This is a genomic window from Flavobacterium sp. WC2430, from assembly GCF_040822075.1.
Lineage (GTDB): Bacteria > Bacteroidota > Bacteroidia > Flavobacteriales > Flavobacteriaceae > Flavobacterium.
Window position 1 is genome coordinate 2321980 of the sequence record NZ_CP162007.1, and the last position, 24003, is coordinate 2345982.

The 24003-nt window shown below is 33.0% G+C and carries 22 protein-coding genes; 13 read left to right on the forward strand and 9 right to left on the reverse strand.

Going from position 1 to position 24003, the window contains the following annotated elements:
- The first annotated feature begins 50 nt into the window (after positions 1 to 50).
- The 13 genes from AB3G36_RS10180 (at position 51) to AB3G36_RS10240 (ending at position 16450) form a co-directional block, all read left to right on the forward strand.
- Positions 51 to 1370, forward strand: coding sequence for a gluconate:H+ symporter (locus tag AB3G36_RS10180; RefSeq protein WP_367752366.1), 1320 nt, complete (start codon positions 51 to 53; stop codon positions 1368 to 1370).
- Positions 1371 to 1383: 13 nt separating this feature from the next.
- Positions 1384 to 2811, forward strand: a complete 1428-nt coding sequence (locus AB3G36_RS10185; protein WP_367752368.1) for a gluconokinase — start codon at positions 1384 to 1386, stop codon at positions 2809 to 2811.
- A 124-nt stretch (positions 2812 to 2935) separates the two neighbouring features.
- Positions 2936 to 3874, forward strand: coding sequence for a nuclear transport factor 2 family protein (locus AB3G36_RS10190; protein WP_367752370.1), 939 nt, complete (start codon positions 2936 to 2938; stop codon positions 3872 to 3874).
- 338 nt (positions 3875 to 4212) lie between these two features.
- The gene (locus tag AB3G36_RS10195) at positions 4213 to 4893 is read left to right on the forward strand and encodes a response regulator transcription factor (RefSeq protein ID WP_367752372.1); all 681 of its coding nucleotides are present in this window, start codon (positions 4213 to 4215) and stop codon (positions 4891 to 4893) included.
- Positions 4890 to 6164 (forward strand): sensor histidine kinase, encoded by a 1275-nt coding sequence (locus AB3G36_RS10200; RefSeq protein WP_367752374.1) that lies wholly within the window; start codon positions 4890 to 4892, stop codon positions 6162 to 6164. The genes AB3G36_RS10195 and AB3G36_RS10200 overlap by 4 nt, the downstream gene beginning before the upstream one ends.
- A 48-nt stretch (positions 6165 to 6212) precedes the next feature.
- Positions 6213 to 7325 (forward strand): serine hydrolase domain-containing protein, encoded by a 1113-nt coding sequence (locus AB3G36_RS10205; protein WP_367752376.1) that lies wholly within the window; start codon positions 6213 to 6215, stop codon positions 7323 to 7325.
- Positions 7326 to 7430: 105 nt separating this feature from the next.
- Positions 7431 to 7850: a PepSY-like domain-containing protein gene (locus AB3G36_RS10210; protein WP_367752378.1), complete on the forward strand. Its 420-nt coding sequence runs from the start codon at positions 7431 to 7433 to the stop codon at positions 7848 to 7850.
- 129 nt (positions 7851 to 7979) lie between these two features.
- On the forward strand, positions 7980 to 8693 hold the full coding sequence (locus AB3G36_RS10215) for a phosphatase PAP2 family protein (RefSeq protein WP_367752380.1): 714 nt from the start codon (positions 7980 to 7982) through the stop codon (positions 8691 to 8693).
- Between the two features lie 38 nt (positions 8694 to 8731).
- Positions 8732 to 9751 carry a YncE family protein gene (locus AB3G36_RS10220; protein ID WP_367752382.1) on the forward strand — a complete coding sequence of 340 codons (1020 nt, stop codon included), beginning with the start codon at positions 8732 to 8734 and terminating at the stop codon, positions 9749 to 9751.
- A gap of 32 nt (positions 9752 to 9783) precedes the next feature.
- Complete coding sequence (locus AB3G36_RS10225; RefSeq protein ID WP_367752384.1) at positions 9784 to 11022, forward strand: TolC family protein; 1239 nt, start codon at positions 9784 to 9786, stop codon at positions 11020 to 11022.
- Entirely contained in the window at positions 10991 to 11941 is a 951-nt protein-coding gene (locus AB3G36_RS10230) for an efflux RND transporter periplasmic adaptor subunit (protein ID WP_367752386.1), read from the forward strand. Before AB3G36_RS10225 ends, AB3G36_RS10230 begins: the two co-directional genes overlap by 32 nt.
- A gap of 86 nt (positions 11942 to 12027) precedes the next feature.
- A complete protein-coding gene (locus AB3G36_RS10235) occupies positions 12028 to 15081 on the forward strand; it encodes an efflux RND transporter permease subunit (protein ID WP_367752387.1) in 3054 nt (1017 codons plus the stop codon).
- 196 nt (positions 15082 to 15277) lie between these two features.
- Entirely contained in the window at positions 15278 to 16450 is a 1173-nt protein-coding gene (locus tag AB3G36_RS10240) for an acyl-CoA dehydrogenase family protein (RefSeq protein ID WP_367752388.1), read from the forward strand.
- On the opposite strand, the gene AB3G36_RS10245 is transcribed toward AB3G36_RS10240, so the two are convergent.
- From AB3G36_RS10245 to AB3G36_RS10285, 9 genes are all read right to left on the reverse strand, one after another.
- Positions 16442 to 17002, reverse strand: coding sequence for a 2'-5' RNA ligase family protein (locus AB3G36_RS10245; RefSeq protein ID WP_367752389.1), 561 nt, complete (start codon positions 17000 to 17002; stop codon positions 16442 to 16444). The genes AB3G36_RS10240 and AB3G36_RS10245 overlap by 9 nt on opposite strands.
- A 54-nt stretch (positions 17003 to 17056) precedes the next feature.
- On the reverse strand, positions 17057 to 17617 hold the full coding sequence (locus tag AB3G36_RS10250; RefSeq protein WP_367752390.1) for a DUF6642 family protein: 561 nt from the start codon (positions 17615 to 17617) through the stop codon (positions 17057 to 17059).
- Between the two features lie 205 nt (positions 17618 to 17822).
- A complete protein-coding gene (locus tag AB3G36_RS10255; RefSeq protein ID WP_367752391.1) occupies positions 17823 to 18881 on the reverse strand; it encodes an NAD(P)-dependent alcohol dehydrogenase in 1059 nt (352 codons plus the stop codon).
- Between the two features lie 9 nt (positions 18882 to 18890).
- A complete protein-coding gene (locus tag AB3G36_RS10260; protein WP_367752393.1) occupies positions 18891 to 20084 on the reverse strand; it encodes a carboxymuconolactone decarboxylase family protein in 1194 nt (397 codons plus the stop codon).
- A 65-nt stretch (positions 20085 to 20149) separates the two neighbouring features.
- Positions 20150 to 20989 carry an SDR family oxidoreductase gene (locus AB3G36_RS10265; RefSeq protein ID WP_367752395.1) on the reverse strand — a complete coding sequence of 280 codons (840 nt, stop codon included), beginning with the start codon at positions 20987 to 20989 and terminating at the stop codon, positions 20150 to 20152.
- A 12-nt stretch (positions 20990 to 21001) separates the two neighbouring features.
- A complete protein-coding gene (locus AB3G36_RS10270; protein ID WP_367752397.1) occupies positions 21002 to 21982 on the reverse strand; it encodes an aldo/keto reductase in 981 nt (326 codons plus the stop codon).
- 23 nt (positions 21983 to 22005) lie between these two features.
- Positions 22006 to 22389 carry a nuclear transport factor 2 family protein gene (locus AB3G36_RS10275; RefSeq protein WP_367752399.1) on the reverse strand — a complete coding sequence of 128 codons (384 nt, stop codon included), beginning with the start codon at positions 22387 to 22389 and terminating at the stop codon, positions 22006 to 22008.
- A gap of 106 nt (positions 22390 to 22495) precedes the next feature.
- A complete protein-coding gene (locus tag AB3G36_RS10280; RefSeq protein WP_367752401.1) occupies positions 22496 to 22927 on the reverse strand; it encodes a nuclear transport factor 2 family protein in 432 nt (143 codons plus the stop codon).
- A gap of 27 nt (positions 22928 to 22954) precedes the next feature.
- Positions 22955 to 23941, reverse strand: coding sequence for an aldo/keto reductase (locus AB3G36_RS10285; protein ID WP_367752403.1), 987 nt, complete (start codon positions 23939 to 23941; stop codon positions 22955 to 22957).
- Positions 23942 to 24003 lie beyond the last annotated feature (62 nt).

Below are 24003 nucleotides of genomic sequence, written 5' to 3' on the forward strand. Positions count from 1 at the left end.
TTCGCTAGAAAACCAAAAGAGTGTAAAATTTAAATTCTAACTTCTAACTTATGTCCATACTGATTTTAATTGCAAGTATCCTTTTGTTGCTATTTTTAATAACCGTTCTAAAATTTAATGCATTTATCTCTTTACTATTGGCTTCTTTTTTTGTTGGTATAGTTAAGCTAATGCCTTTTGGAACAATTGTTAATTCCATCCAAAACGGAATAGGTAGTACTTTAGGATCTTTGGTCTTAATTTTAGCTTTTGGAGTCATGCTTGGAAGTTTACTATCCGAGAGTGGTGCTGCACAACGAATCAGTACTGTTTTGATCAATTCCTTTGGTGTGAATCAAGTAAAATGGGCCGTTTTAGTTACTGGTTTTGCTGTAGGAATTGCCATGTTTTATAATGCTGGTTTTGTTATTTTGATTCCAATGGTTTTTGCCATTGCGGCCAATACGAAACAACCCTTTATTTATCTAGGTATTACCATGGCATCGGCCTTATCAATTACACATGGTTTTTTACCTCCACATCCTGGACCTACTGCAATAGCAGTAATTTTCAAGGCAGATATTGGTAAAACATTATTATATGGAATTTTAGTTTCTATTCCTGCTTTGCTAGCTGCAGGAATTATTTTTCCTGAATTTATAAAAAAAATTGTAACGAATCCGCCTAAAGGATTATTCGAAAGTAAAACGTTTACTGAAGGAGAAATGCCTTCTTTCTTGACAAGTTTCATGATTGCACTCACTCCCGTTATTTTAATGGGGATAGGGACTTTGAGTGCTTTTATTTTACCAGAAGGATCGGATTTGCGGACTACATTAGAGTTTATAGGAAATCCAACTACTTCGATGTTGATTACAGTATTATTTGGTATTGTTTTTTTAGGGATAAAACGAGGGCAAAAGATGATGGACATTATGGATAAATTTAGCACTTCTATGAGTTCTGTCACTATGATAATTTTAATAATTGGTGCTGGTGGTGCTTTTAAACAACTATTGATTGATAGTGGCATCGGCTCTGATTTGGCTACTTTTTTTGATGGCTCTACACTTTCACCCTTATTTTTGGGTTGGCTTATTGCTACTATTATACGCATTGCATTAGGATCGGCCACGGTTGCAGGATTAACTGCTGCAGGTATTGTTCAACCCTTAGTGATAAGTTCTGGGGTCAGTCCTGAATTGATGGTTTTATCAATAGGAGCAGGAAGTTTAATGTGCTCTCACGTAAATGATACTGGTTTCTGGATGTTTAAAGAGTATTTTGGAATTAGTATTAAGGATACTTTTCGTTCATGGACAGCAATGGAAACTATAGTTGGTGTTACAGGGTTAGCAGGGGTGTTAGTTCTTAATTTATTTGTAGGTTAATAAGAACTAAATCATGGATGATAAAAAAATATATGTTGGTATCGATATAGGAACGACAGCAACAAAATCGGTATGTTTCAATAGATTAGGTAAAGTAATTTATGAGTATTCAAAAGAATATCCATTGTATCACCCAGAATTCGATCAAAGTATTCAAAAACCAAATGAAGTTCTTGTTGCAGTTTTAGCTTGCATTAATCAAATTACAAAGGAATATCAGCCTGAGTTTATCAGTTTTAGTTCGGCAATGCAAAGTGTTTTAATCATTGATGAATTAGGAAATCCATTGACAGATGCTATTATTTGGGCAGACAATCGCGCACATGAATTTGCAGAATCGCTTAAAGTAACAGATGTAGGAAAGAGGTTCTATCAAAAAACGGGAATCCCTATTCATACTTTTTCTCCCATGACCAAAATCGCTTGGTTGAAAGAACATAAAAATGAAGTCTTTTCTAAAGCATTTAAATTTATTAGTTTAAAAGAATATGTATGGCATCAGCTTACGGGAGAATATGCAATTGATTCCTCTATGGCATCAGGTACTGGAATAATGAATATTCATAATTTAGAATGGGATCCTGAGATTTTAAAATTTCTAGATATACAGTCGAATCAATTATCAAAAATTGTAAAACCCACTCATTTTTGCAAAGGATTAAATGATAATAATTTATATGTTATTGGAGGGGGAGATGGAGCTTTGGCCAATTTAGGTACTGGAGCAATGGAACCTGGAAAAGTGGCGTTAACAATAGGAACAAGTGGAGCAGTACGTTTACCAATCGAGAAACCTTTTATAGATTCCCAAATGCGAACGCAATGTTATCATTTGATAGATAATCAATATTTAACACTAGGAGCGGTTAGTAATGGTGCCATTGTTTTACAGTGGTTAAAAGAATCTATTTTGAAAACTGAAGACTCATTTGAAACTCTTTTTAAGCAAGCAGCTACCGTTTCCTCAGGATCAGATGGATTACTTTTTGTACCCTATTTATTAGGAGAAAGAGCTCCTATTTGGGATGCTTCCGCAAAAGGTACTCTTCTAGGAATCAAAATTATTCATACCCAAGCCCATTTTATTCGGGCCACAATGGAGGGGATTTTATTTGGACTTTTGAATGTTTTAGAAATTCTATTGCCTAATGAAGAGACTAGAGAACAACATACTATTATGGCAAGTGGAGGATTTGCAAAAAGTGAATTTTGGTTGCAAATGACTGCCGATGTTTTTCAAATGAAAGTTAGAATTGCTGAAACAGTCGAAGCTTCGGCTTGGGGAGCAGTATTGATTGGCTTTAAATCAAAAGAAATAGAGATGTTGCCCGAGACTTCAAATGGGAAAGTATTTTTACCCAATAAAAAGCATAAAATCATTTACGAGCAAAGTTTTGCTAAATTCAAACGTGTTTATCCTTTACTAAAAGAATTAGAATAAATATTTTTTTCAAAATCTGTAATAAAGTAGTTACAAAACAGTAAATATTTTTAACATAATATACTGATTATCAGTATTTATGATTAAATTTAATGGTGTTTTTAACTAAAAATCTTATTTAATTATGAAAAAAAGTATTCTAATTGTATTGTTGATGATTACTTGCATCACATACGCACAAAAAAAATCAAATGGAACTATTTATGTAGAACATCCTGCAATCAATACAGTAGAGGATATGGTTCAGGCATTTGTTAAAGGAGATACTGACAAAGTATCTAGTTATTTAGCAGAAGATTTTAAATCGTATAACGGTACGAGCATTGACAAAAGAGATAAAGGAGAAGACAAAGCTTCTTTTTTAAAAGGAATGAAATTCTGGAAAGACAATATTGATTATTTTAGTATTAAACGATCTGCAGGTGCTTATCCGGATGCATTAGAATACAAAGATGCTAACAACAAAGATGTGGTTTGGGTTCAGACTTGGGAAGACCTAAAAGGAGTACATAATAAATCTGGAGTAAAGATTGATATGCCCATTCATCGATTATTTATTGTTGACAAAAATAATAAGATAAAAACCATCATCAATTACATGAATAGTAGCATTCCTGATGAAATTGGTAATAGTTCTACTGATAGACAAAATGGTATGATTTACAATCATCATGAATATATAAACACTATTCGAAAAATGATTTATGCATTTGAAAATAATGATCTTGATAAAGCGTATAGTTTTTATGATGATAAAGCGCGATTTTTAGATGAAAATAATTCAGAAAGAAAAAGTATTTCATTAGCTGAATTAAAGGCCAATGATAAAAAATTTCTAGATAAATTTGAAGTTAACAGTATAGACGTATCCGGATATCCAGATTATTTGCATTATGAAATGGGAAATACTAAAGTGGTTCAATCCTGGTGGAATTATAATTTGACTAGAAAATCAGATAAAAAGAAAATTATTTTACCCGTATTTTTTATAGATGATTTTAATGATGATGGAAAAATAGTTTTTGAACATGCTTATTACAGTGAAAAAGTGTTAGAGCAATAAAATAACAAAATAGATACTAATTAAAGGCCGAAATAGATGTTTCGGCTTTTTTTGTGGAGAAATTGAGGTTCTTTATATCAATTGATAACCTTTATTCTTTTGGATGATAAAAGGGTTGTTTTATCGTAAACATAGAATTCAAATAGAATTAATTTCTAAAATTGTACTGTATCTATTTAGTAAAAGCAGAGAAATTTGGTGTAAAGCTACATTCGAAAAATAATAGTACCTGAAGTTTTTTATATTGTTACTGTAGTAACAAGATATTAATGATTAAATTGAAGTAAATTTATATTTTATTGATTAGCCAAAATCAACACGAATCAAAATAAATAAGCATGAAAATTTTATTAATCGAAGATGAACCTGAATTGCAAAAAAGTATCAAACAATATTTTGAAGTAGAAGGGAATGTGGTTGAAATAGCTTCGGATTTTAGTAAGGCGCAACAGAAAATTGCGATCTATGATTATGATTGTATTTTGGTTGATATTACGTTGCCAAATGGTTCTGGTTTGGACTTGATTACCGAAATTAAATTAAAAAAATCAAAAGCGGGAATCATTATTATTTCTGCAAAAAACTCACTGGATGATAAAATTTTTGGTTTGGATCTTGGTGCCGATGATTATTTACCAAAACCGTTTCATTTATCGGAACTTAATTCGAGAATAAAAGCGTTGATTAGACGAAAAAATTTTGATGGAAGTCTAGAAATTGTTGTCAATGAAATTAGAATCCTTCCAGCAGATCGAAGCGTTTATGTAAATAATGCAACTGTTACTTTAACCTCAAAAGAATATGATTTATTACTTTATTTCATCGCCAATAAAAACCGCGTAGTGAGTAAAAATGCCTTGGCCGAACATTTGTGGGGAGACGATGCAGATCGATTGGATAACTATGATTTTATATACAACCATGTAAAAAACTTGCGCAAAAAATTATTAGAAAAAAAATGCGAAGATTATTTACAAACTGTCTACGGTCTAGGTTATAATTTTAAATTACAAGAATGAAACTAATTACAAAGACCAGTTTATATTACCTATTGTTAAGTATCCCGATCTTGATTCTGTCGGGTTTTATTTGTTTTCATATATTAACACATAAAGTACGGCATGCTAATGATGAGGTTTTAGTGAATCGCATCAAATTGATTGAGCAATATTTAGTAGAAAATGATACCGTTTCGTTGCAGTTTTTAGTCAAAACTAAGGAAGCGGAAATCAACAAAACATTAAAAAATAATTTTAGTAACGGGAATAAAACAATTTTTTCGGACACATTAATTCTAGATGAGGCTGAAAATGAAATGGACCCAAATAGGATGGTTTCGTCGATTGTAAGGGTTAAAAATGCTAATTATCTAATAAAAATTTGGCGTAGTAGCATAGAAAATGAAGAGTTAATCAAAGGTATTTTGTTTTTACTTATCTGGATTTTAGTGGCATTATTTTTAATTTCAATGATTCTTAATTTTTGGATTTCAAAGAAAATGTGGAAACCGTTTTATACTTCGGTCTCCAACTTGGAGAAATTTAGAGCTAGTGATAACGAAATACCACCATTTGAGGATTCAACCATTAAAGAATTTACAGCTTTAAATAAATCGCTTGCTAGTATGATGAGTAAAATGATTGCGGATTATAATGCCCAAAAGAAATTTACAGAGAATGCATCTCATGAAATTCAAACTCCGTTGGCAGTCATAAAATCAAAGATTGATTTACTTATTCAATCTGAAAATTTAGATCCAAATGATGTTGAATTAATTGTTGCAATTGATGATGCATGTTCTAAACTGAATCGCTTAAATAAGTCATTATTATTGCTTACAAAAATTGAAAATAGACAGTTTAAAACCATTGAAAAAGGGTCTGTCGAAAAAGTATTGGATTCGTCTTTATTGCTTTTTGATGATTATATAAAAGAGAAGGAAATAACAATTGTAAAAAATATTGAAACTGAATTTTGGATTAATATGAACCCTGATTTAGGGCTAGTACTCATTAATAATTTAATTCAAAATGCAATTAGGCATAATGTTGATCAGGGGAGTATTCATATTACGATTAAGTTTAATAAAATTATCATTGAAAATACTGGAGTAATAGAACCGCTAAATTTGGACCATCTATTTAAACGTTTTCAAAAAAAATCAACGTCTCATTTATCAATTGGACTAGGTTTAGCAATAGCAAATGAAATTGCTGAAGTCAGTGGATTAGTTTTAAAATATAAATTTATAAACAACAAACATCGCTTTATTTTGAAAGAAAGGGATTAAAAAACAATTACTATGCTTGTTTTAAAAATTCAAAAAATAATAATTTTTATGATATTTTTTATCTGTTGTAGTTCTTGTAATGTATTTCGTTCCTTGAGGCACGGCGGGATTCCCAGCCAATCAGATTACAAGCATTTCGCACAACGCGTTATTGCTAATGAAGCGCCTGTTTATTATTTTCATAAACCTATCAAAGACTCTCACTTAGGAACTAAAATAGGACTTGTCAATCGGGATTTTAACGGTACAAATGTTAGTTTAGATAGCTTTACTACATTACATAAAACGATCTCTTTTTTAATTATTCGTAACGATACAATTGTTTACGAAAGATACAACAAAGGATATACTTCAAATTCATTTGTTTCTTCCTTCTCTATGGTGAAACCATTTGTTTCTACTTTAATTGGAATTGCAATTGATGAAGGAAAAATAAAAAGTGAAAATGACCTCATTATTGATTATTTACCTGAATTTAAAAATAAAATTGGTTGGGATAAAATTACCATAAAAAATTTATTACAACACACCTCAGGTATTCGATTTACTGATAACAAACTAAATCCAGTATCTGATAATGCTGAATTTTATTGGGGAGATAATTTAAGAGAAAAGATGCTCAATTTAAAACTAGAATACCCACCCAACACAAAATTTAAATACAGTAGTGAAAACACAATGCTTTTAGGATATATTATTGAAAAAGTAAGTGGCGGAACCATTTCTAACTATTTAGAAGATAAAATATGGAAACCATTAGGAATGGAGGCACCAGCAACATGGAGTTTGGATCGAGATGATGATAAAGCAATCGAAAAAACATTTTGTTGTTTACAAGCTAGAGCAATTGATTTTGCAAAGTTTGGCAGACTTTATCTTAATGGAGGGAATTGGAATGGAAAGCAAATTGTGTCAAAAAGATGGGTAGAGTTGTCTACACATTCGGATCCATCAGGAAATAACAAACATTTTTATAATAATAATTGGGGAATAGGGCCTCTGAAATACGGGAGTTATTTTGCTGTAGGTTTGTTTGGGCAATATCTCTATATCTATCCTGAAAAAAAAATAATTATAGTGCGTTTTGGAGATGCCGAAACGTCGTATCATCCTAATTATTGGCAGGAAGTTTTTTTGCAAATAATTGACCAAATGAAATAAATAATTTCTTTGTTTATAAAACGCAATAATAGAAATAGCAGCATAGATTTAAAATAGATTTGTAATCTAAGTTTGTGTTAGAATTAATTTTTAAATCTAAAAAAAATGAAAAAATTAGTAATGTTATTATCAGTTATTTTGATGTACAGTTTTGCATTTGCAGGTACACCACCTGAAGCAGTAAAAAAAGCTTTCGCTAAAAAATTCCCTACTGCTACCAAAGTGAGTTGGGGAAAAGAAGCGCCAAAGGAGTGGGAAGCAGATTTTACTTTTGAAGGAAATTCCATTTCGGCTAATTTTTTGCAAGATGGAACTTGGCTTGAGACTGAAAAAGAGATTAAAGCGATGAACTTACCAAAAGCCGTTTTAGCCACTGTAAAATCAAATTATTTGGATTGGAAAATAGCAGAGGCTGATCTAACCGAAACTGCTAAGAATGGAACCATATACGAAGTAGAGCTAAAAAAAGGGTTAAAGCGAAAAAGTTTAGCTTTCAAAGCAAATGGAACCTTAGTAAAAGAATAATTTTCGAACTAAATATTCAATTAATATATGATGTTAGAAAATTTTAAATTCCAGTTTAGATATTTTGCGACTAAAATTATTAAAAATGGTTCTTGTTTTTTGATCCTACTATTTTTAAATACTGGAATAATGGCACAAGGGCTTAGTAGCCAAGACAGTATTAAGGGTGGCAGAAATGGTAATGTAACCTTCAATTACAAGCAATTGATTATACCAACGGTACTTGTTGGATACGGTATAATTGGTATGGAAAATAAAAATTTAAAAGACTTGAACTTAGAAATCAATGAGGAAGTCACCGAAAATATTGATAGAAAAATTAGTGTAGACGATTTCTCCCAATACGTTCCAGCATTAGCGGTTTACGGTCTGAATTTAGGAGGTATTAAAGGAAAAAATAATTTACGAGATCGAAGTATAATTTTTGCAACTTCTTATCTTATTATGGGAAGTACGGTTTATGCTTTGAAAAAAACAACCCATGTTTTAAGACCAGACGGAAGTAGTAATAATTCTTTTCCATCGGGACATACTGCTACTGCATTTGCTGGTGCCGAATTTTTATGGCAAGAGTACAAGGATGTTTCTATTTGGTACGGGATTTCAGGTTATATAGTAGCTACAGGAACAGGTTTTTTTAGAATCTATAATAATCGACATTGGTTGACTGATGTAACTATGGGAGCAGGAATAGGAATTTTAAGCACAAAAGTGGCCTATTGGATATTTCCTTATATCAATAATAAAATTTTTAAATCGAATAAGAATAATTCTTCAGTAATGGTTGCTCCCTTTTATAACGGAAGACAAATGGGCCTCGGAATGATCTTAAATCTACATTAAGCACAATTTAGATTTTAATAAATTAAATATATAACACAATGAAAAAAATAGTTGCATTAGTAATTCTTGGTTTTTCAATTGCAAATTGTAATAGCCAAACTTTCAAAGTTTCTGAGAAAATAAAATTACCTGGGAATGATGGCTGGGATTATCTTGCCGTTGATGATGTGAATCAACATTTATTTATTTCACACGGAAGTGAGGTAAATGTAATAGATTTAAAATCGAATGCCTTAATTACTACAATTCCTGATACAAAAGGGGTTCATGGTATTGCTATTGCAAATGATTTAAACAAAGCATTCATTTCTAATGGGAAAGACAATTCAGTATCAATTGTCAATTTAACCACTTTTGAATTGATCGAAAAAGTAGCTATTTCAGGTAAAAATCCAGATGCCATTTTATATGATGCATTTTCCAAAAAAGTATTTACTTACAATGGGAAATCTAATAATGCTACAGTTTTAGACGCGATCACAAATAAAGAGATAAAATCGATAGCTTTGGGTGGAAAACCAGAATTTTCAGTAACGAATACCAAAGGGTTGATTTTTGTAAATATCGAAGATAAAAACGAAATTAAAACCATCGATGCCACTAAACTGGATGTAAAGGCTACTTGGAGCATTGCACCAGGAGACGAACCTTCAGGATTAGCAATTGATTTAGAATCGAATCGATTATTTGCAGTGTGTGGTAATAAGTTAATGGTGGTTGTAAATGCTATAAATGGTAAGGTTGTTAAAACTTTACTTATTGGTGATGGTTGCGATGGTGTTACTTTTAATCCTAAAAATAAACTTATTTTTAGTTCTAATGGAGAAGGAACAATTACAGTTGTTAAGGAAAAAAGCCCTGCAGTTTTTGCAGTACTACAAACAGTAAAAACCCAAAAAGGAGCACGAACAATTACTTTGAATAAAACTACAAATCAATTGTATTTATCTACTGCAAATTTTGGAGAAAAACCAAAACTTACCGCCGAAATTCCTAATCCAAGACCAAGTATTATTCCTAACTCTTTTACTATTTTAGTAGTTGATGATAAAAAATAAATAAACTACTTATTTTTGAATAAATTTATCCAATGAGATCATTCCTTATCATTCTTATTTTTTTAATTACGGCTTCGTCCTTTTCGCAGGAAAAAGATTTGGATTTTTATATAGAAAAAGCCCAAACGAATTCCCCTTTACTTAAAGACTTATCCAATCAAATTCAATCCAATACAATTGATAGTTTGCTTATTAGAACTACTTACAAGCCGCTGGTTGCAGCAAATATAAATGGGTATATTGCTCCTAATTATAACGGTTTTGGTTATGATACTGCTTTGAGCAACGGCCAATCCATAACAGGATTGGTAGGAATTAATAAAAAAATAATTGGTAAAAGTATAGTTAATTCGCAAGCAGAAACTTTCAAAATCATTAGAGAGGGTTTAGTTTTAAATAAAAAAATTGCGGTTAAAGATTTGCATAAAGCCATTATAGCGCAATACATCACGACTTACGGTAGTGCAGAGCAAATGGTTTACAACCAAAATATGGCTGCATTACTGAAAAATGAAGCCGTGATTTTGAAAAAACTCACCCAAAATTCCATTTATAGGCAAACGGATTATTTGATTTTTATTTCAACCTTAAAGCAGCAAGAATTACAGGTTTTGCAATTGAAACAACAATATCAAAATGATTTGGGTTTACTTAATTATTTAACTGGTGAAACGGATACTACTTTTGTCAATTTAAAAAAGCCCGTAATTTCTTTAAAAAGCATTCAAAAAGCAGAATCGTCAATTTTTGAAAAGCAATTTGAAACCGATAGCTTGAAAATTATTAATCAAAATAAATTAATAGATAACAGCTATAAACCTTCTCTTTCGTTACTTGGTGACGCGGGTTATATGTCAAGTTTTATCAGTCAAGGATATAAAAATTTCGGCTTTAGTGTTGGTTTAGGATTATCTATTCCTATTTACGATGGAAATCAGAAAACCTTGTTGCATCAAAAAAATGAAACTGCTTTAGCGACTAATTTAGCGTATAAAAGTAATTTCAATAAGCAATACCAGCAACAGTTATTGATGTTAAATCAGCAATTAAAACAAACAATTGAAACTCAAAATCAGTTGCAATCCCAACTTCAAATAAGTGATGCGCTTATCGATGCCAATAAAAAACTGTTACTTTCTGGAGATGCTCAAATTACTGATTTTATGATTGCTATAGGAAATGTTATCAATATCAATAATACGATTTCGCAAAACAAAATAAATACGCTTCAACTGATTAATGAAATCAATTATTGGAGTTCTAATGACTAATACTATGAATAAATTTATCTTTTTTTTGGTGCTAATTCCGGTCTGTTTTACCGCATGTAAGGACAATTCAGTAACCGAGAAACCTATTGATGCTAGTATTCCTGTAACGATTACTTCTATTGATACAACTGGTATTGAAAATTATATGGAATTGAATGCTACAGCAACTTATTTAGTTAAAAATAATATTAAAGCGAATGCTACTGGGTACTTGAGTTCCGTTAATGTAGCAATAAATGATTTTGTAAACAACGGTTCCACCTTGTTTTCGATTAAAACAAGAGAATCTAAAGTGCTGGGTAATACGATAAATAAAATTGACCCTAGTTTGAATTTTGGCGGAGCTATTCAAGTGCATTCTAACACGAGTGGAATAGTAACAATGGTAAATGTGCAACAAGGAGATTATGTGCAAGATGGTGATCCATTGGTAACAATAAATGACGCTAATAGTTTTGCACTGGTGTTAAGTTTGCCTTATGAATTAAATAAATTCGTTACAGCTGGACAACAATTGAATGTTAGTTTGCCTGATGGGAGTGATAGAATTGCAACAGTTCAAAAGTTTTCACCTACAGTGGATGCCACTTCGCAAACCCAAAATGTAATTTTGAAAATAAATGGGAAACAAGATATTCCTGAAAATTTAATTGTAAAAGTTAGAATTAATAAAAGTTCAAATTCTAAAACTATTTCGTTACCCAAAGGGGCCGTATTAAGTGATGAAACCGAAACTGATTTTTGGATTATGAAAATGATAAATTCCAACACAGCTATTAAAATTCCAATAGAAAAGGGAATTCAGACAGATGATAGAATCCAAATTTTAGCACCACAATTAACGGCTAAAGATAAAATTTTAGTTACGGGTAATTATGGAGTGAGCGATACGATTAAGGTTAAAGTAATCGGAAAATAAAAAGGGTTACCAAAGATTTAAAAGATTAAAAGATTTTTATGAATCTGTGAAAATCTGTGTAATCTGTGGTTAAAAAAAAATAAATAATGAACAACTTCTTCGTCAAACATAAAAATGGTTTAAGTGCCATCATCTTCCTAATTATTTTAGGAGGTTTTTTTGCCTATTCAGAGATGCAAACAGGCCTGTTTCCTGAAATTACTTTTCCCAAAATTAAAATCATTGCCGATGCAGGACAACAACCTGTTGATAAAATGATGATTACGGTTACCAAACCGTTAGAAAATGCCATTAAAAAAGTTCAAGATTTAAAAACCATTAGAAGTACAACCAGTCGCGGAAGTTGTGAAATATCCGCTTTTATGGATTGGAAAGCGGATATTGATTTGAGTAAAACGCGTATTGAAGAACAAATCAACCAAATCAAAAATAATCTACCTCCTGATACTCAAATCACGGTAGAAAAAATGAATCCGTCCATTCTTCCTGTAATTGGGTATGCTATCGAAGGCAAAGGAATGTCGGCAATTGAGTTAAAAAAAATAGCCAATTTTACTATAAAACCATTTCTTTCTCAAATAGATGGTGTATCAGAAATTAGAATTATTGGCGGTAAAGAAAAAGAATATTGGTTGTCCTTAGATTTTAATAAAATGACTGCACTAGGGATTACACCAGATGCCATTTCCCAGGTTTTAAGTCAGACCAATTTTATAAAATCTAATGGTTATTTGTCTGATTATCGCTATTTGTATTTAACCATTACGGATGCCCAAGTTGACAAAAAAGAAGAGTTGGAAAACTTGGTTATCAGTAATAATGGGAAAGGAATTGTTACACTAAAAGACATTGCTGCTGTTGAAATTAAAGAAGCTAAAGAATACATAAAAGTAAATGCTAATGGGAAAGAAAGTATTTTGGTTGCTGTCATTAAGCAGCCCAATTCTAATTTAATTTCACTTTCGGATGCCATGAGTCAAAAGCTGCAGGATTTAAAAATAATCCTTCCCAAAGGCATCACGATTAAACCATTTTATGAGCAAGCCCGTTTTGTAAATGATGCGGTAAAAAGTGTTACCGATAGTTTATTAATTGGTTTATTATTAGCTATAATTGTAGCTGTTTTGTTTTTAAAATCAGCCAAAGCCAGCGCTACTATTTTAATTATTATTCCTGTAACATTAGGATTAACATTGGTTGTTTTATACCTCACAGGGCAAACGTTTAATATTATGACTTTGGGGGCTATTGCAGCTGCTTTAGGGCTAATTATTGATGATGCCATCGTTGTGGTGGAACAAATTCATCGAACTCATGAAGAGCACCCAGACGAACCTACTGTTTCGCTCTTGCAAAAGGCAATTCAGTATTTATTTCCGGCCATGCTGGGATCATCCATCAGTACTATTGTTATTTTTATTCCTTTTGTTTTAATGAGCGGAGTTGCGGGTTCCTATTTCAAAGTACTTACGGACACGATGATTATCACTTTGGTTTGTTCCTTTTTTGTTACTTGGTTGTTGCTTCCTGTTGTCTATTTATTACTTTCCAAAAAAGACAGAGGGATAGCTGAAACAGAAAAAATCTCTGAAATTCATGAAGTAAAAACTCAAAATTGGGTGTCTTATTTTATTGGAAAACCCATTATTAGTATATCATTTTGTATCGTTTTGATACTTTCGATATTTATAATTTTACCCAATTTAGAAACTGGTTTTTTACCCGAAATGGATGAAGGAAGTATTATTTTAGATTATGAAAGTCCGCCAGGAACTTCACTTGAAGAAACGGATAGAATGCTGAACGAAGTAGAGAAAATTATTATAAAAGTTCCAGAAGTTGAAGCCTACAGTCGCAGGACAGGTACCCAAATGGGATTTTTTATAACGGAACCCAATCGAGGGGATTATTTAATCCAATTGAAAAAAGACAGAAATAAAACCAGTAATGATGTAATTGATGAAATTCGTGCCAAAGTAGAGGCTACGCAGCCTGCTTTGCGTATCGATTTTGGGCAAGTAATTGGAGATATGTTGGGGGATTTAATGAGTTCCGTTTCACCAATTGAAGTCAAAGTATATGGAAATGATCAGGCACAATTACAAAAAACGGCAAAACAAGTTGCGGCTATTGTTGAAAATGTAAAAGGAACCGCCGATGTTTTTGATGGTATTGTTTTGGCTGGACCAGTAATTAATATTCATCCTAATTACATTCAATTGGCACAATACGGAATCACTCCATCGGACTTACAGTTTCAAATGCAAACCGCTTTAGAAGGAAATGTAGTAGGAAGCTTGTTAGAAAATGAAAAACAAACTCCTATACGGTTGATTTATGCTAATGGTAAAAAAAGAAGTTTGGAAGATATTAAGCAACTTAAAATATTTCTACCAAACGGTCAATCAATTCCTATTACCAGTTTAGTGACTATTTCAATCGAAAAAGGAGTGGCAGAAATTGAACGGGAAAATCTACAAATGATGAGTGTAGTAACTGGACGATTAGATAATCGAGATTTAGGAAGTGTGATGAAGGAAATTCAAACTAAAGTCACCTCTCAAATTAAATTGCCAAGCGGTTATTATATTGAATATGCGGGAGCTTATAAAGACCAGCAACAATCGTTCAAAGAGTTATTGATGATTTTAATCGCTTCTTCTTTATTGGTTTTTGGTGTTATTCTATTCCTTTTTAGAGATTTTAGAGTAGCGTTTGTCATTTTATTAATCTCTGTTTTAGGAATTGCAGGAAGTTATCTTTTGCTTTTTATTACAGCCACTCCACTTAATGTAGGGAGTTACACTGGAATTATAATGATTGTGGGTATTATTGCCGAAAATGCCATTTTTACTTTTCTACAATTTAGAGAAACCTTTAAGTTAACAAGAAACGTCAATGAATCCATTGTGTATTCGATTTCTACTCGATTGCGACCCAAATTAATGACTGCGCTAGGAGCCATAATTGCACTGCTACCATTAGCAATTGGGATTGGAACTGGGTCTGAGTTGCATCAGCCCTTAGCTATTGCGGTAATTGGAGGATTCCTTATTGCGATGCCTTTACTATTAATTGTATTACCGAGTTTATTAGCACAGGTTTATAAAAATGAAAAAGAGTTTAAACATATTCTATAGTTTTTTTGCTAAATATTGAATTGTATAAATAGGAGCAAAAAGCCGAAACAAATCGTTTCGGCTATTTTGTTTGCCTATAATTATCAATTAAAAATGTCTTTTGAAATAGAATAAAATGGCTAACTTTAGAAAAGAATAAATTTTGCTTCCAAAGTATTATTATTGAAGAATTTCTTCCTAATTAAAAAACATTCCTATGCTACAAAATGTCCTAATTGAAAGAAAAATTTATGCCACAGAAGAACATAAAATGATGCAATCCATGATCCAAGAATTCATTGCAAATGAAATTATGGGACAGTTAAATCATTGGGAAAAACAAGGAATGGTTTCTCGTGAAATTTGGAAAAGAGCAGGAGAGTTAGGGCTACTATGTTTAGATATTCCAGAAATATATGGAGGTGGAGGATTGGACTTTACTTTTAATGCGCTACTTATTGAGGAGTTTGCCAAAAAAGGAATTACAGGTCCAGGATTTTCACTTCATTCAGATATTGTAGCGCCTTATTTGCTGCATTATGGAACCGAATTACAAAAACAAAAGTATTTACCTCTAATGGCAAAAGGGGAGCTTATTACCGCTATAGGTATGACCGAACCCAATTGTGGGAGTGATTTAAAAGCATTGGGAACTACTGCAGAAGACAAAGGCGATCATTATTTAGTAAATGGTCAAAAAACGTTTATAACCAATGGTTTTATGTGTGATATGGCTATAGTTGCTGTAAAAACAAATGCTAAAACTGACGATGAAGGTGTTACTTTACTCATTTTAGAGTCGGAAATGGAGGGTTTTAATAAAGGAAATCCACTCAGAAAAATAGGTATGAAATCGCAGGATACAGCCGAGTTGTTTTTTGACAATGTGAAAGTTCCAAAAGAAAACCGACTTGGGGACGAAAAAATGGGCTTTAAAATTATGATGAAAGAATTAGCACGCGAGCGACTAACTGTGGGAATTATGGCGGTTGCCACCGCTGAGGGTGCTATTGAAGACACGATTAAATATACTACTGAACGCACTGCTTTTGGATCTCCAATTGCTGGGTTTCAAAACACACAGTTTAAAATTGCCGAATGCGCTACTCAAATGCAAATACATCAGGCCTTTTTAGATCGTTGTATTGAGTTAATGAGTACACATAAATTATCGAGTGAGAGTGCTTCCATAATCAAATATTCGGCCACTGATATGTGTGGTAAAGTAGTGGACGAATGTTTACAATTGTTTGGAGGATACGGATATATGTGGGACTACCCAATTGCACGAATGTATGCCGATAATAGGGTGACTCGTATTTACGCAGGAACAAATGAAATCATGAAAATATTAATTGCCCGTGCCTTATTTAAAGATTTATTAAAATAAAGAGGTCTGTATCAAATCTTGTTTTGTATTCCCGTTAAACGGAAAATGGGCTATGATTTCAAATTGTTTTACTGCAGCATCAAAGCGTCTTAAAACGACATCTTCACAACGGTATTCTAATTCAATATTTTGAAACATACGGAAAGCCATTTCTAAATTTTCAGCAGATAGTTTTCGGGCTATAGATAAGTGAGGATCCGTGCTTTTATGTACAATTGGGAAACGGATTTCTTGATGAAAACGTTTCATAATTGGAATTAGTTCTTCTTTTGAATTTGGATTTGGTGCAATAAAAAAAGCGCCATTTGGATAACTACCAAAATGATCTAAAACTACTTTTAGGGGTTGGATGGAATCGCCTATTTTGGCGAGTTGTTTTTTGATATTTTCTAATTGTATGTCAGTTGCGGTAAATTCACCAATGGTAATATGCGCCAATGAATTTTTACTGTTAAACCAGCCTATTTTTTCTGACAGAGTTTCCTTCATCATTTTAATTTTAGAAATAATATCTTCTGATGGGTGTAAAACAATGGAGTAGGTATTGGGCATTTTTTAATTTTGATAAAAATTAGTACAGAATTTAAATGGATAAAATTCAGGTTTTTAATAGTACAATCTAAAGTCGAGTAACTTACAAAGTGCATAATGTTTTTGATGCAATTCTTCTACTATTTCAACTACGTCATCGATTTCTTGACACAAGCTAAAGAAGGCTTTATCGATAGCAATACTAGGTAGTTTATACGACACTTCTCCATAGCCAGACACCGCACTTGCTCCAGTAATATCTAGAAAATATTGCGCTTCTTCGGCGCTTAAGTCTAAAACTTTTGCATTAGAAAAATGAATGATTTTGCCTTTCATTTTCCCTTCAAATAGTTCGGCTATTTCTTCAAAACTATAATAGTAATCATTGAGACAGATATTATTTCGTTCTCCAGGCATCACTAAATAGATAATCTCATAATCCTTAAAATTATGATCGTGATAAAGTAAAGCACTTAAACTTTCTTCTAATCCTTCAATCGTATCGCAGGTTTTATATATGCTAGAAATCCCTTCTTCAAGGGCCAATTGTTCTAAGTTTTTAACTACTTCAGTAGCAGTTGTAATTTCTACATCTCGAACTCCTTCGAGGCAGAAAATAAATTTATCCTGATCCATTGTTGTTTTTTAAGGAGGTAGTTTATCTAAAAGCAAAGATATGTTTTTATGGAGAAAAAAGAGACTAGAAGTGTGGCTTTAGGAGCCTTAATTTTTACTTGTTTTATTAAATAAAAATATCTTTTTTGATACAATTTTAAAAATAATAATCCCAAACACAATAAAAAAATAGTGTTTGGGATTATTAATAAAAATAGGATCGATATTATGCTTTCAAAGAAGCCATATCAATCACAAAACGATATTTTACATCACTTTTTAACATTCTTTCATACGCTTTGTTGATATCTTGCATTTTGATAATTTCAATTTCAGATACAATGTTGTGTTCTCCACAAAAATCTAACATTTCTTGTGTTTCGGCAATTCCACCAATTAAAGAACCCGCGATTGATTTTCTTCCCATAATCATTGGAACCGTATTTAAAAACGGATCTAATGGTCCTAAATAACCAACTAAAACTATAGTTCCACTATAATTCAAAGTAGCAACATAAGGGTTAATATCATGAATGTTAGGGACAGTATCAATAATTAAATCAAATTCGCCGGTTACAGCATTCATTTGGTCTTCATCGGTTGAGATGACAACATTATGGGCTCCTAAATCTTTTGCATCTTGTATTTTATCTGGAGTTCTTGAAAACAAGGTTACTTCGGCTCCTAAACCTTTAGCTAATTTTACAGCCATGTGTCCAAGTCCACCTAAACCTACAACGGCAACTTTACTTCCTTTACCTACTTTCCAATGTTTTAATGGTGACCAAGTGGTAATTCCGGCACAAAGCAATGGCGCAACGGCAGCCAAGTCTAGGTTAGCTGGTACTTTTAATACAAAGTGTTCATCTACAACCACTTTTTCGGAATAACCACCAAAAGTATGACCTCCTAAAAGTTTGTCAGGACCGTTGTAAGTTCCAACCCAGCCATTAGAACAATATTGCTCTAAATCATTTTTACAACTATCACAAGTGCTGCAAGAACCTACAAGGCAACCAACACCTGCTAAATCGCCTACTTTTAATTTAGTCACTTCACTACCTACTTTGGTAATTCTTCCTACTATTTCGTGACCAGGTACTGCGGGATATAGTGTTCCTCCCCAGTCGTTTCGAGCGGTATGCAAATCGGAGTGGCAAACCCCACAATATAATATTTCTATTTCTATATCTTTTTCAGAAACTGCTCTTCGGTTAATGTTTAATTCTTTTAAGTCCGCATCTTTATCTGCAGCACCATAAGCTTTAACTTGAGTTGTGTTCATATCCGTGTTTTAATTTATGTTATTATTATTATTATTATTATTTATAGGTAAAATTTCATTCAAACAATTAATGGCATTTAATGTACGTGGATAGCCCACATAGGGCAATAATTGTGTCATTAGATTAATAAGGATATTCCTGTCATTCCCAACATTAACATTCCCAGTAATATGCCCCTTTATTTGGTTTTCACTGCCTCCTAATGCAATAAGAAAAGAAAGTGTTATCATTTCTCGAGTTTTAATATCCAAACCATTTCTAGTGATATAATCGCCAAAACAATTTGCAGATAAATAGTGTTGAATGTGTAATAAATCTTTGGGCGAGTTTTTATACATCTTATCTATTTGGTCGCCGAAAATTTCCTTTTGTTTGGCCAATCCTTTTTCCAGTCTATTTTCTGGAGTAGTGGTAGATTGACTCTCTAAAGGTAAAGAAATATTCCGTTCGATAAAAATTTCATTGGTAGCATTTATAAAATCAATCACCTTAGAAATACCTACATAGGGAACAGATTGGTATAGAACTTCTTTTATTTCAATGGGAGATATGCCAACATTCAAGGCTGCATTTACATGCAAACGGTACTCATTCAAGGCATGACTACCTATTGTAGAAGCCATAATCATCAGTACTCTTGTTTTGACATCGATCGTATCGTGGTTAATGACTTCGTCAAAAGCAAAATTGTCAAATATCTCAATCAAATCAGGATCCGTTTCTTTTACCTTCGAAATATGATTTGGCCATAATTCTTCATGATTCATTATAGCGGCTGGTGTTAATTTGTTTTCTACTTCATAAACAGGGGCTTTAAAAGTATTATACTCTTCATTACTTACGGCTTGTAACCAGTCTGTTGTATCTTTATCAAATTCTGGAACTAGTGCAATATGACGCATCGCACTGTCATGAGAAGCTCCGTGCCAATGTGTTACATTTTTTGGAATTTTGACAACATCTCCTTTTTGGATTAGTTGAATGGGTTTGCGGAGCTCTTGATAGTATCCAATACCTTCAATAACAAACAATATTTGGCCGCTGGTATGACTGTGCCAATTGGTTCTTGCTTTCTTTTCAAAAGTTATTGTTCCCATATTAATGTTATATCCTTCATCGGGTATTACATTCATATTGACCCAAACGGTTCCAGTGAAATAGTCCTTTGGAGCAGCTACTCCTTTATCTATAAATGTTGTCATTTTATTTATTTGTTTTCTGTTTTGGGATGATTACAACAATAGTTTAATCTAATGTAAAAAGAAAATTATTCTGATTTAGGAGCTAAATCACCATACCAATAGGCAGAAGTTACACCACCATCCATTAAGAAATCACTTCCAGTAATAAAAGCACCGTCCCTCCCCATTAATAAAGCGCCAACAACACCTACTTCATCTGGTGTTCCCGCTCTTCCGGCAGGCGAAATTTCTAGCATTCTGCGGTAACTTTCTCCGCGAGGCCCATTGAGTTCGTCGTTTGCAAGTGGCGTAATAATTATTCCTGGACTGATTGTATTGATTCGGGCTCCTCGTTTTCCCCAACGTACGGCTTCGGCCTTTACTCGTAATGAATTTCCTCTTTTGGATAATTGGTAAGCAAATAGGGAACTATCTACAGCATCTGATTGTAAAAATGGAAGCGATAGCAATTCTTCTGTTGGAGTGGTAGCCAATGCTTTATCTTGTTCAGGGGTTAAAGAGGGCAATCGATGTCCTGATTGGGAAGCAATTACTACTCCTGAACCTCCATTTTCAATTACATGACCAAATTCTTCCAATATTAATGCTGTTCCATATAAATCTACCTTGAAGATAGTGGCAGGTGAGGCTTGTGATGGAGAAACTCCTGCAGCATGTATCAGTCCTGAAACGCCACCAATTGCCGTTGCAGTATTAACTAACTCATGAACCGAATCTCTTGACGAGATATCCACTACAGTGGTGCTAACTTTAAAACCGGCATCACTTAGAACCTTTGCAGCAGCATCATTATTTTCTGGATGTAAGTCGGCTAATAAAATATGATTTCCAGCACCTACACGTCTCGCAATGGTTTGACCAATAGAGCCTGCTCCAATAACTACAATTACGTTAACTTTTTTCATTTTGCTATGTTTTTATTTTCCAACTCTTTTTTGTAAATGTGAAGGATAGCGATCTCCTTGCACATTTGTTTTTGCAAATGCTTCATCAATTGCTACAATATCACTTGGAGTTAAATTAACGGATGCACCACCAATATTTTCAGTCAATCGGTGTGATTTTGTAGTACCAGGAATGGGTACAATCCATGGTTTTTGTGCTAGTAACCACCCCAATGCAATTTGAGCAGGAGTTGCTTCTTTTTGTTTGGCAATGTCACTTAACAATTCAACCAATTTTTGATTTGCTTTTCGGTTTTCTTCAGAAAAACGAGGAACGATATTGCGAAAATCAGTACTGTCAAATTGGGTGTTTTCATTGATAGCACCAGTCAAAAATCCTTTACCTAGAGGACTGAAAGGCACAAAACCAATTCCTAGTTCTTCCAATGTTGGTAAGATTTCTAGTTCAGGTTCTCTCCACCATATAGAGTATTCACTTTGTAATGCACTTACAGGTTGTACTGCATTTGCTTTTCGAATGGAAGCCACACCAGCCTCAGATAATCCAAAGAATTTTACTTTTCCTTCAGCAATAAGGTCTTTTACGGTACCTGCAACATCCTCCATAGGAACATTGGGATCCACACGATGTTGATAGAATAAATCAATATAATCCGTTTGCAATCTTTGTAAAGAATTATCTACTACTTTTCTAATTCGTTCAGGACTACTATCCAATCCTAAACTCGAATTACCATCTTTAAAACCAAATTTAGTGGCAATTACGACTTCTTTCCTGAATGGTTTTAATGCTTCTCCTACCAATTCTTCATTTAATTGTCCGTAAGCTTCAGCAGTATCAAAGAAGGTTATCCCTTGTTCATAGGCTTCTCTAATCAGTTTTATGCCTTGTCCTTTTTCGGTTGCAGGACCATAACCAAAATTCAATCCCATACACCCCATACCAAGTGCTGAAACTTCTAATCCGTTTTTTCCTAATATTCTTTTTTGCATGACTTCTATTTTTATATTCGTTATTAAAAAGTAGTAGCTACTGATTTTAGAATAATCCATTCACCATTACGTTTTTCAAGTTGCATTGTTTGTTGCAAGCGCCAGTTGTTTCTTGATCCCCAAATTCTAGCATCCAAAAGATTTTGACCAACAAATAGGGCTTGATTGCCATCTATTTTTATTGTTGTTTTTACCTCTTTGTAGGAGTAGTATTTCATTCGTTCCCTTTCTATTTCTGAGAACCACTCTGCTTTAGATTGTACATATCCAGTGATATGCGTGAGTGTAAAATTTGGATCTAAAATGCGGTTCAGCCCTACAAGGTTTTTGTCTATCATCAACTCGGTAAGTTGGCGAGTTATCTTCAAGATTTGCGACTCATTTTGACTTGCATTGTTGGTCTCCATTTTGCTATTTAAATTTAAATATCCAGTTTATTTCCATTCAATCACTTTACTATTTCTGCTTTATTATGATAGTAGAGTAAAGTTTGATGGATGTAAAATTTTTTAATTATTGAATTATACTTGCTTTCATTGCGAGTACTTTCCAGGGTTTTTTAGCATTTTCTCTGGTGAATACTTCGATGTAAGAAAGGCGCAAGGCTACTTTATTCCCCGAAACAGTAACTGCAAATTTACCTTTACCAGTAACAATCGCTGTATTTCCAGTAACTGTAGCTGCATTCTCATCTACATCGATACTATCATGATTAAATGTACCACTTTTTAGTCGATCTAGATAACCAGTTTTAAATTGACTGCTACCGTCAGAACTTAGTACCACAAACTTTTCGTGGAAAACAGTGGATAAGGAATCAATTTTATTTTCTACTTCCCATTTGAATATTTGTCCTGACAATTTTAATATTTCTTTCTCAGATGTAGTTTGTGAGAAAGATAGAAAACCAGTTAAAAGGGTAATGATTAAAATATACTTTTTCATAGTATTTGTTTTTATATTAGTTAATAATTATTCGGACATAGAAAGTAAACCTTCATCTAATCTTGCACCTTGAATTTTTATAGCCTTTAACTGATCGTCTATATAGGTAAGGTCTGCATTCGATAATTCAAGATCAACGGATTTGATATTATCTTCAATGTATTCAATTTTATCCATTCCGGGAATCGGCACTATCCAAGGTTTTTGAGCTAATAGCCAGGCTAAAGCTATTTGTACAGGTGTTGCATTTTTTTCTTTTGCAATAGCACGTAGCATTTCTACCAATGGCATATTTGCTTTAATAGCATCTTGAGTAAATCTTGGGAAACTAGCTCTCAAGTCAGTTGCACTATCAAATTTAGTATTGGTATCGATTGTACCAGTTAAAAATCCTGTTCCTAGTGGTCCCCATGGCACAAAGCCAATTCCTAGTTCTTCACAAGTAGGTAACACTTCTAATTCTGGTTCTCTGGTCCAAATCGAATATTGATTTTGAACTGCAGCGACGGGATGAATGGCATGTGCTCTTCTAATAGTTGAGGCACCAGCTTCCGAAAGCCCGTAGTGAAGAATTTTACCTTCATTAATTAAGTCTTTCAATGTTCCTGCTACTTCTTCGATAGGTACATTTGGATCTACTCTATGTTGGTAGAACAAATCGATATAATCTGTTTTTAAGCTTTTTAATGAAGCTTCGGCAACTGCTCTAATATTTTCTGGACGGCTGTCGGTTCCTGTAATGGCACCATTTTCTAACTTAAAGCCAAATTTAGTAGCAATAACAACGTCTTTTCTAAAAGGGACTAATGCTTCTCCTAATAATTTTTCGTTCACATAAGGACCATATCCTTGTGCAGTGTCAAAAAAAGTAATGCCTTTTTCGACCGCAGCTCTTATCACTTTTATTCCTTCACTTTCTTCAACTGCGATTCCAGTTCCAAAACTCAAATTCATAACTCCCATACCAAGAGCTGAAACTTCTAATCCGCTGTTTCCTAATTTTCTAGTTTTCATTATTTATGATTTTCTATAATAAATTGTTTTGTGAATTTTTGATAATACAAAGTTCCTTCAAC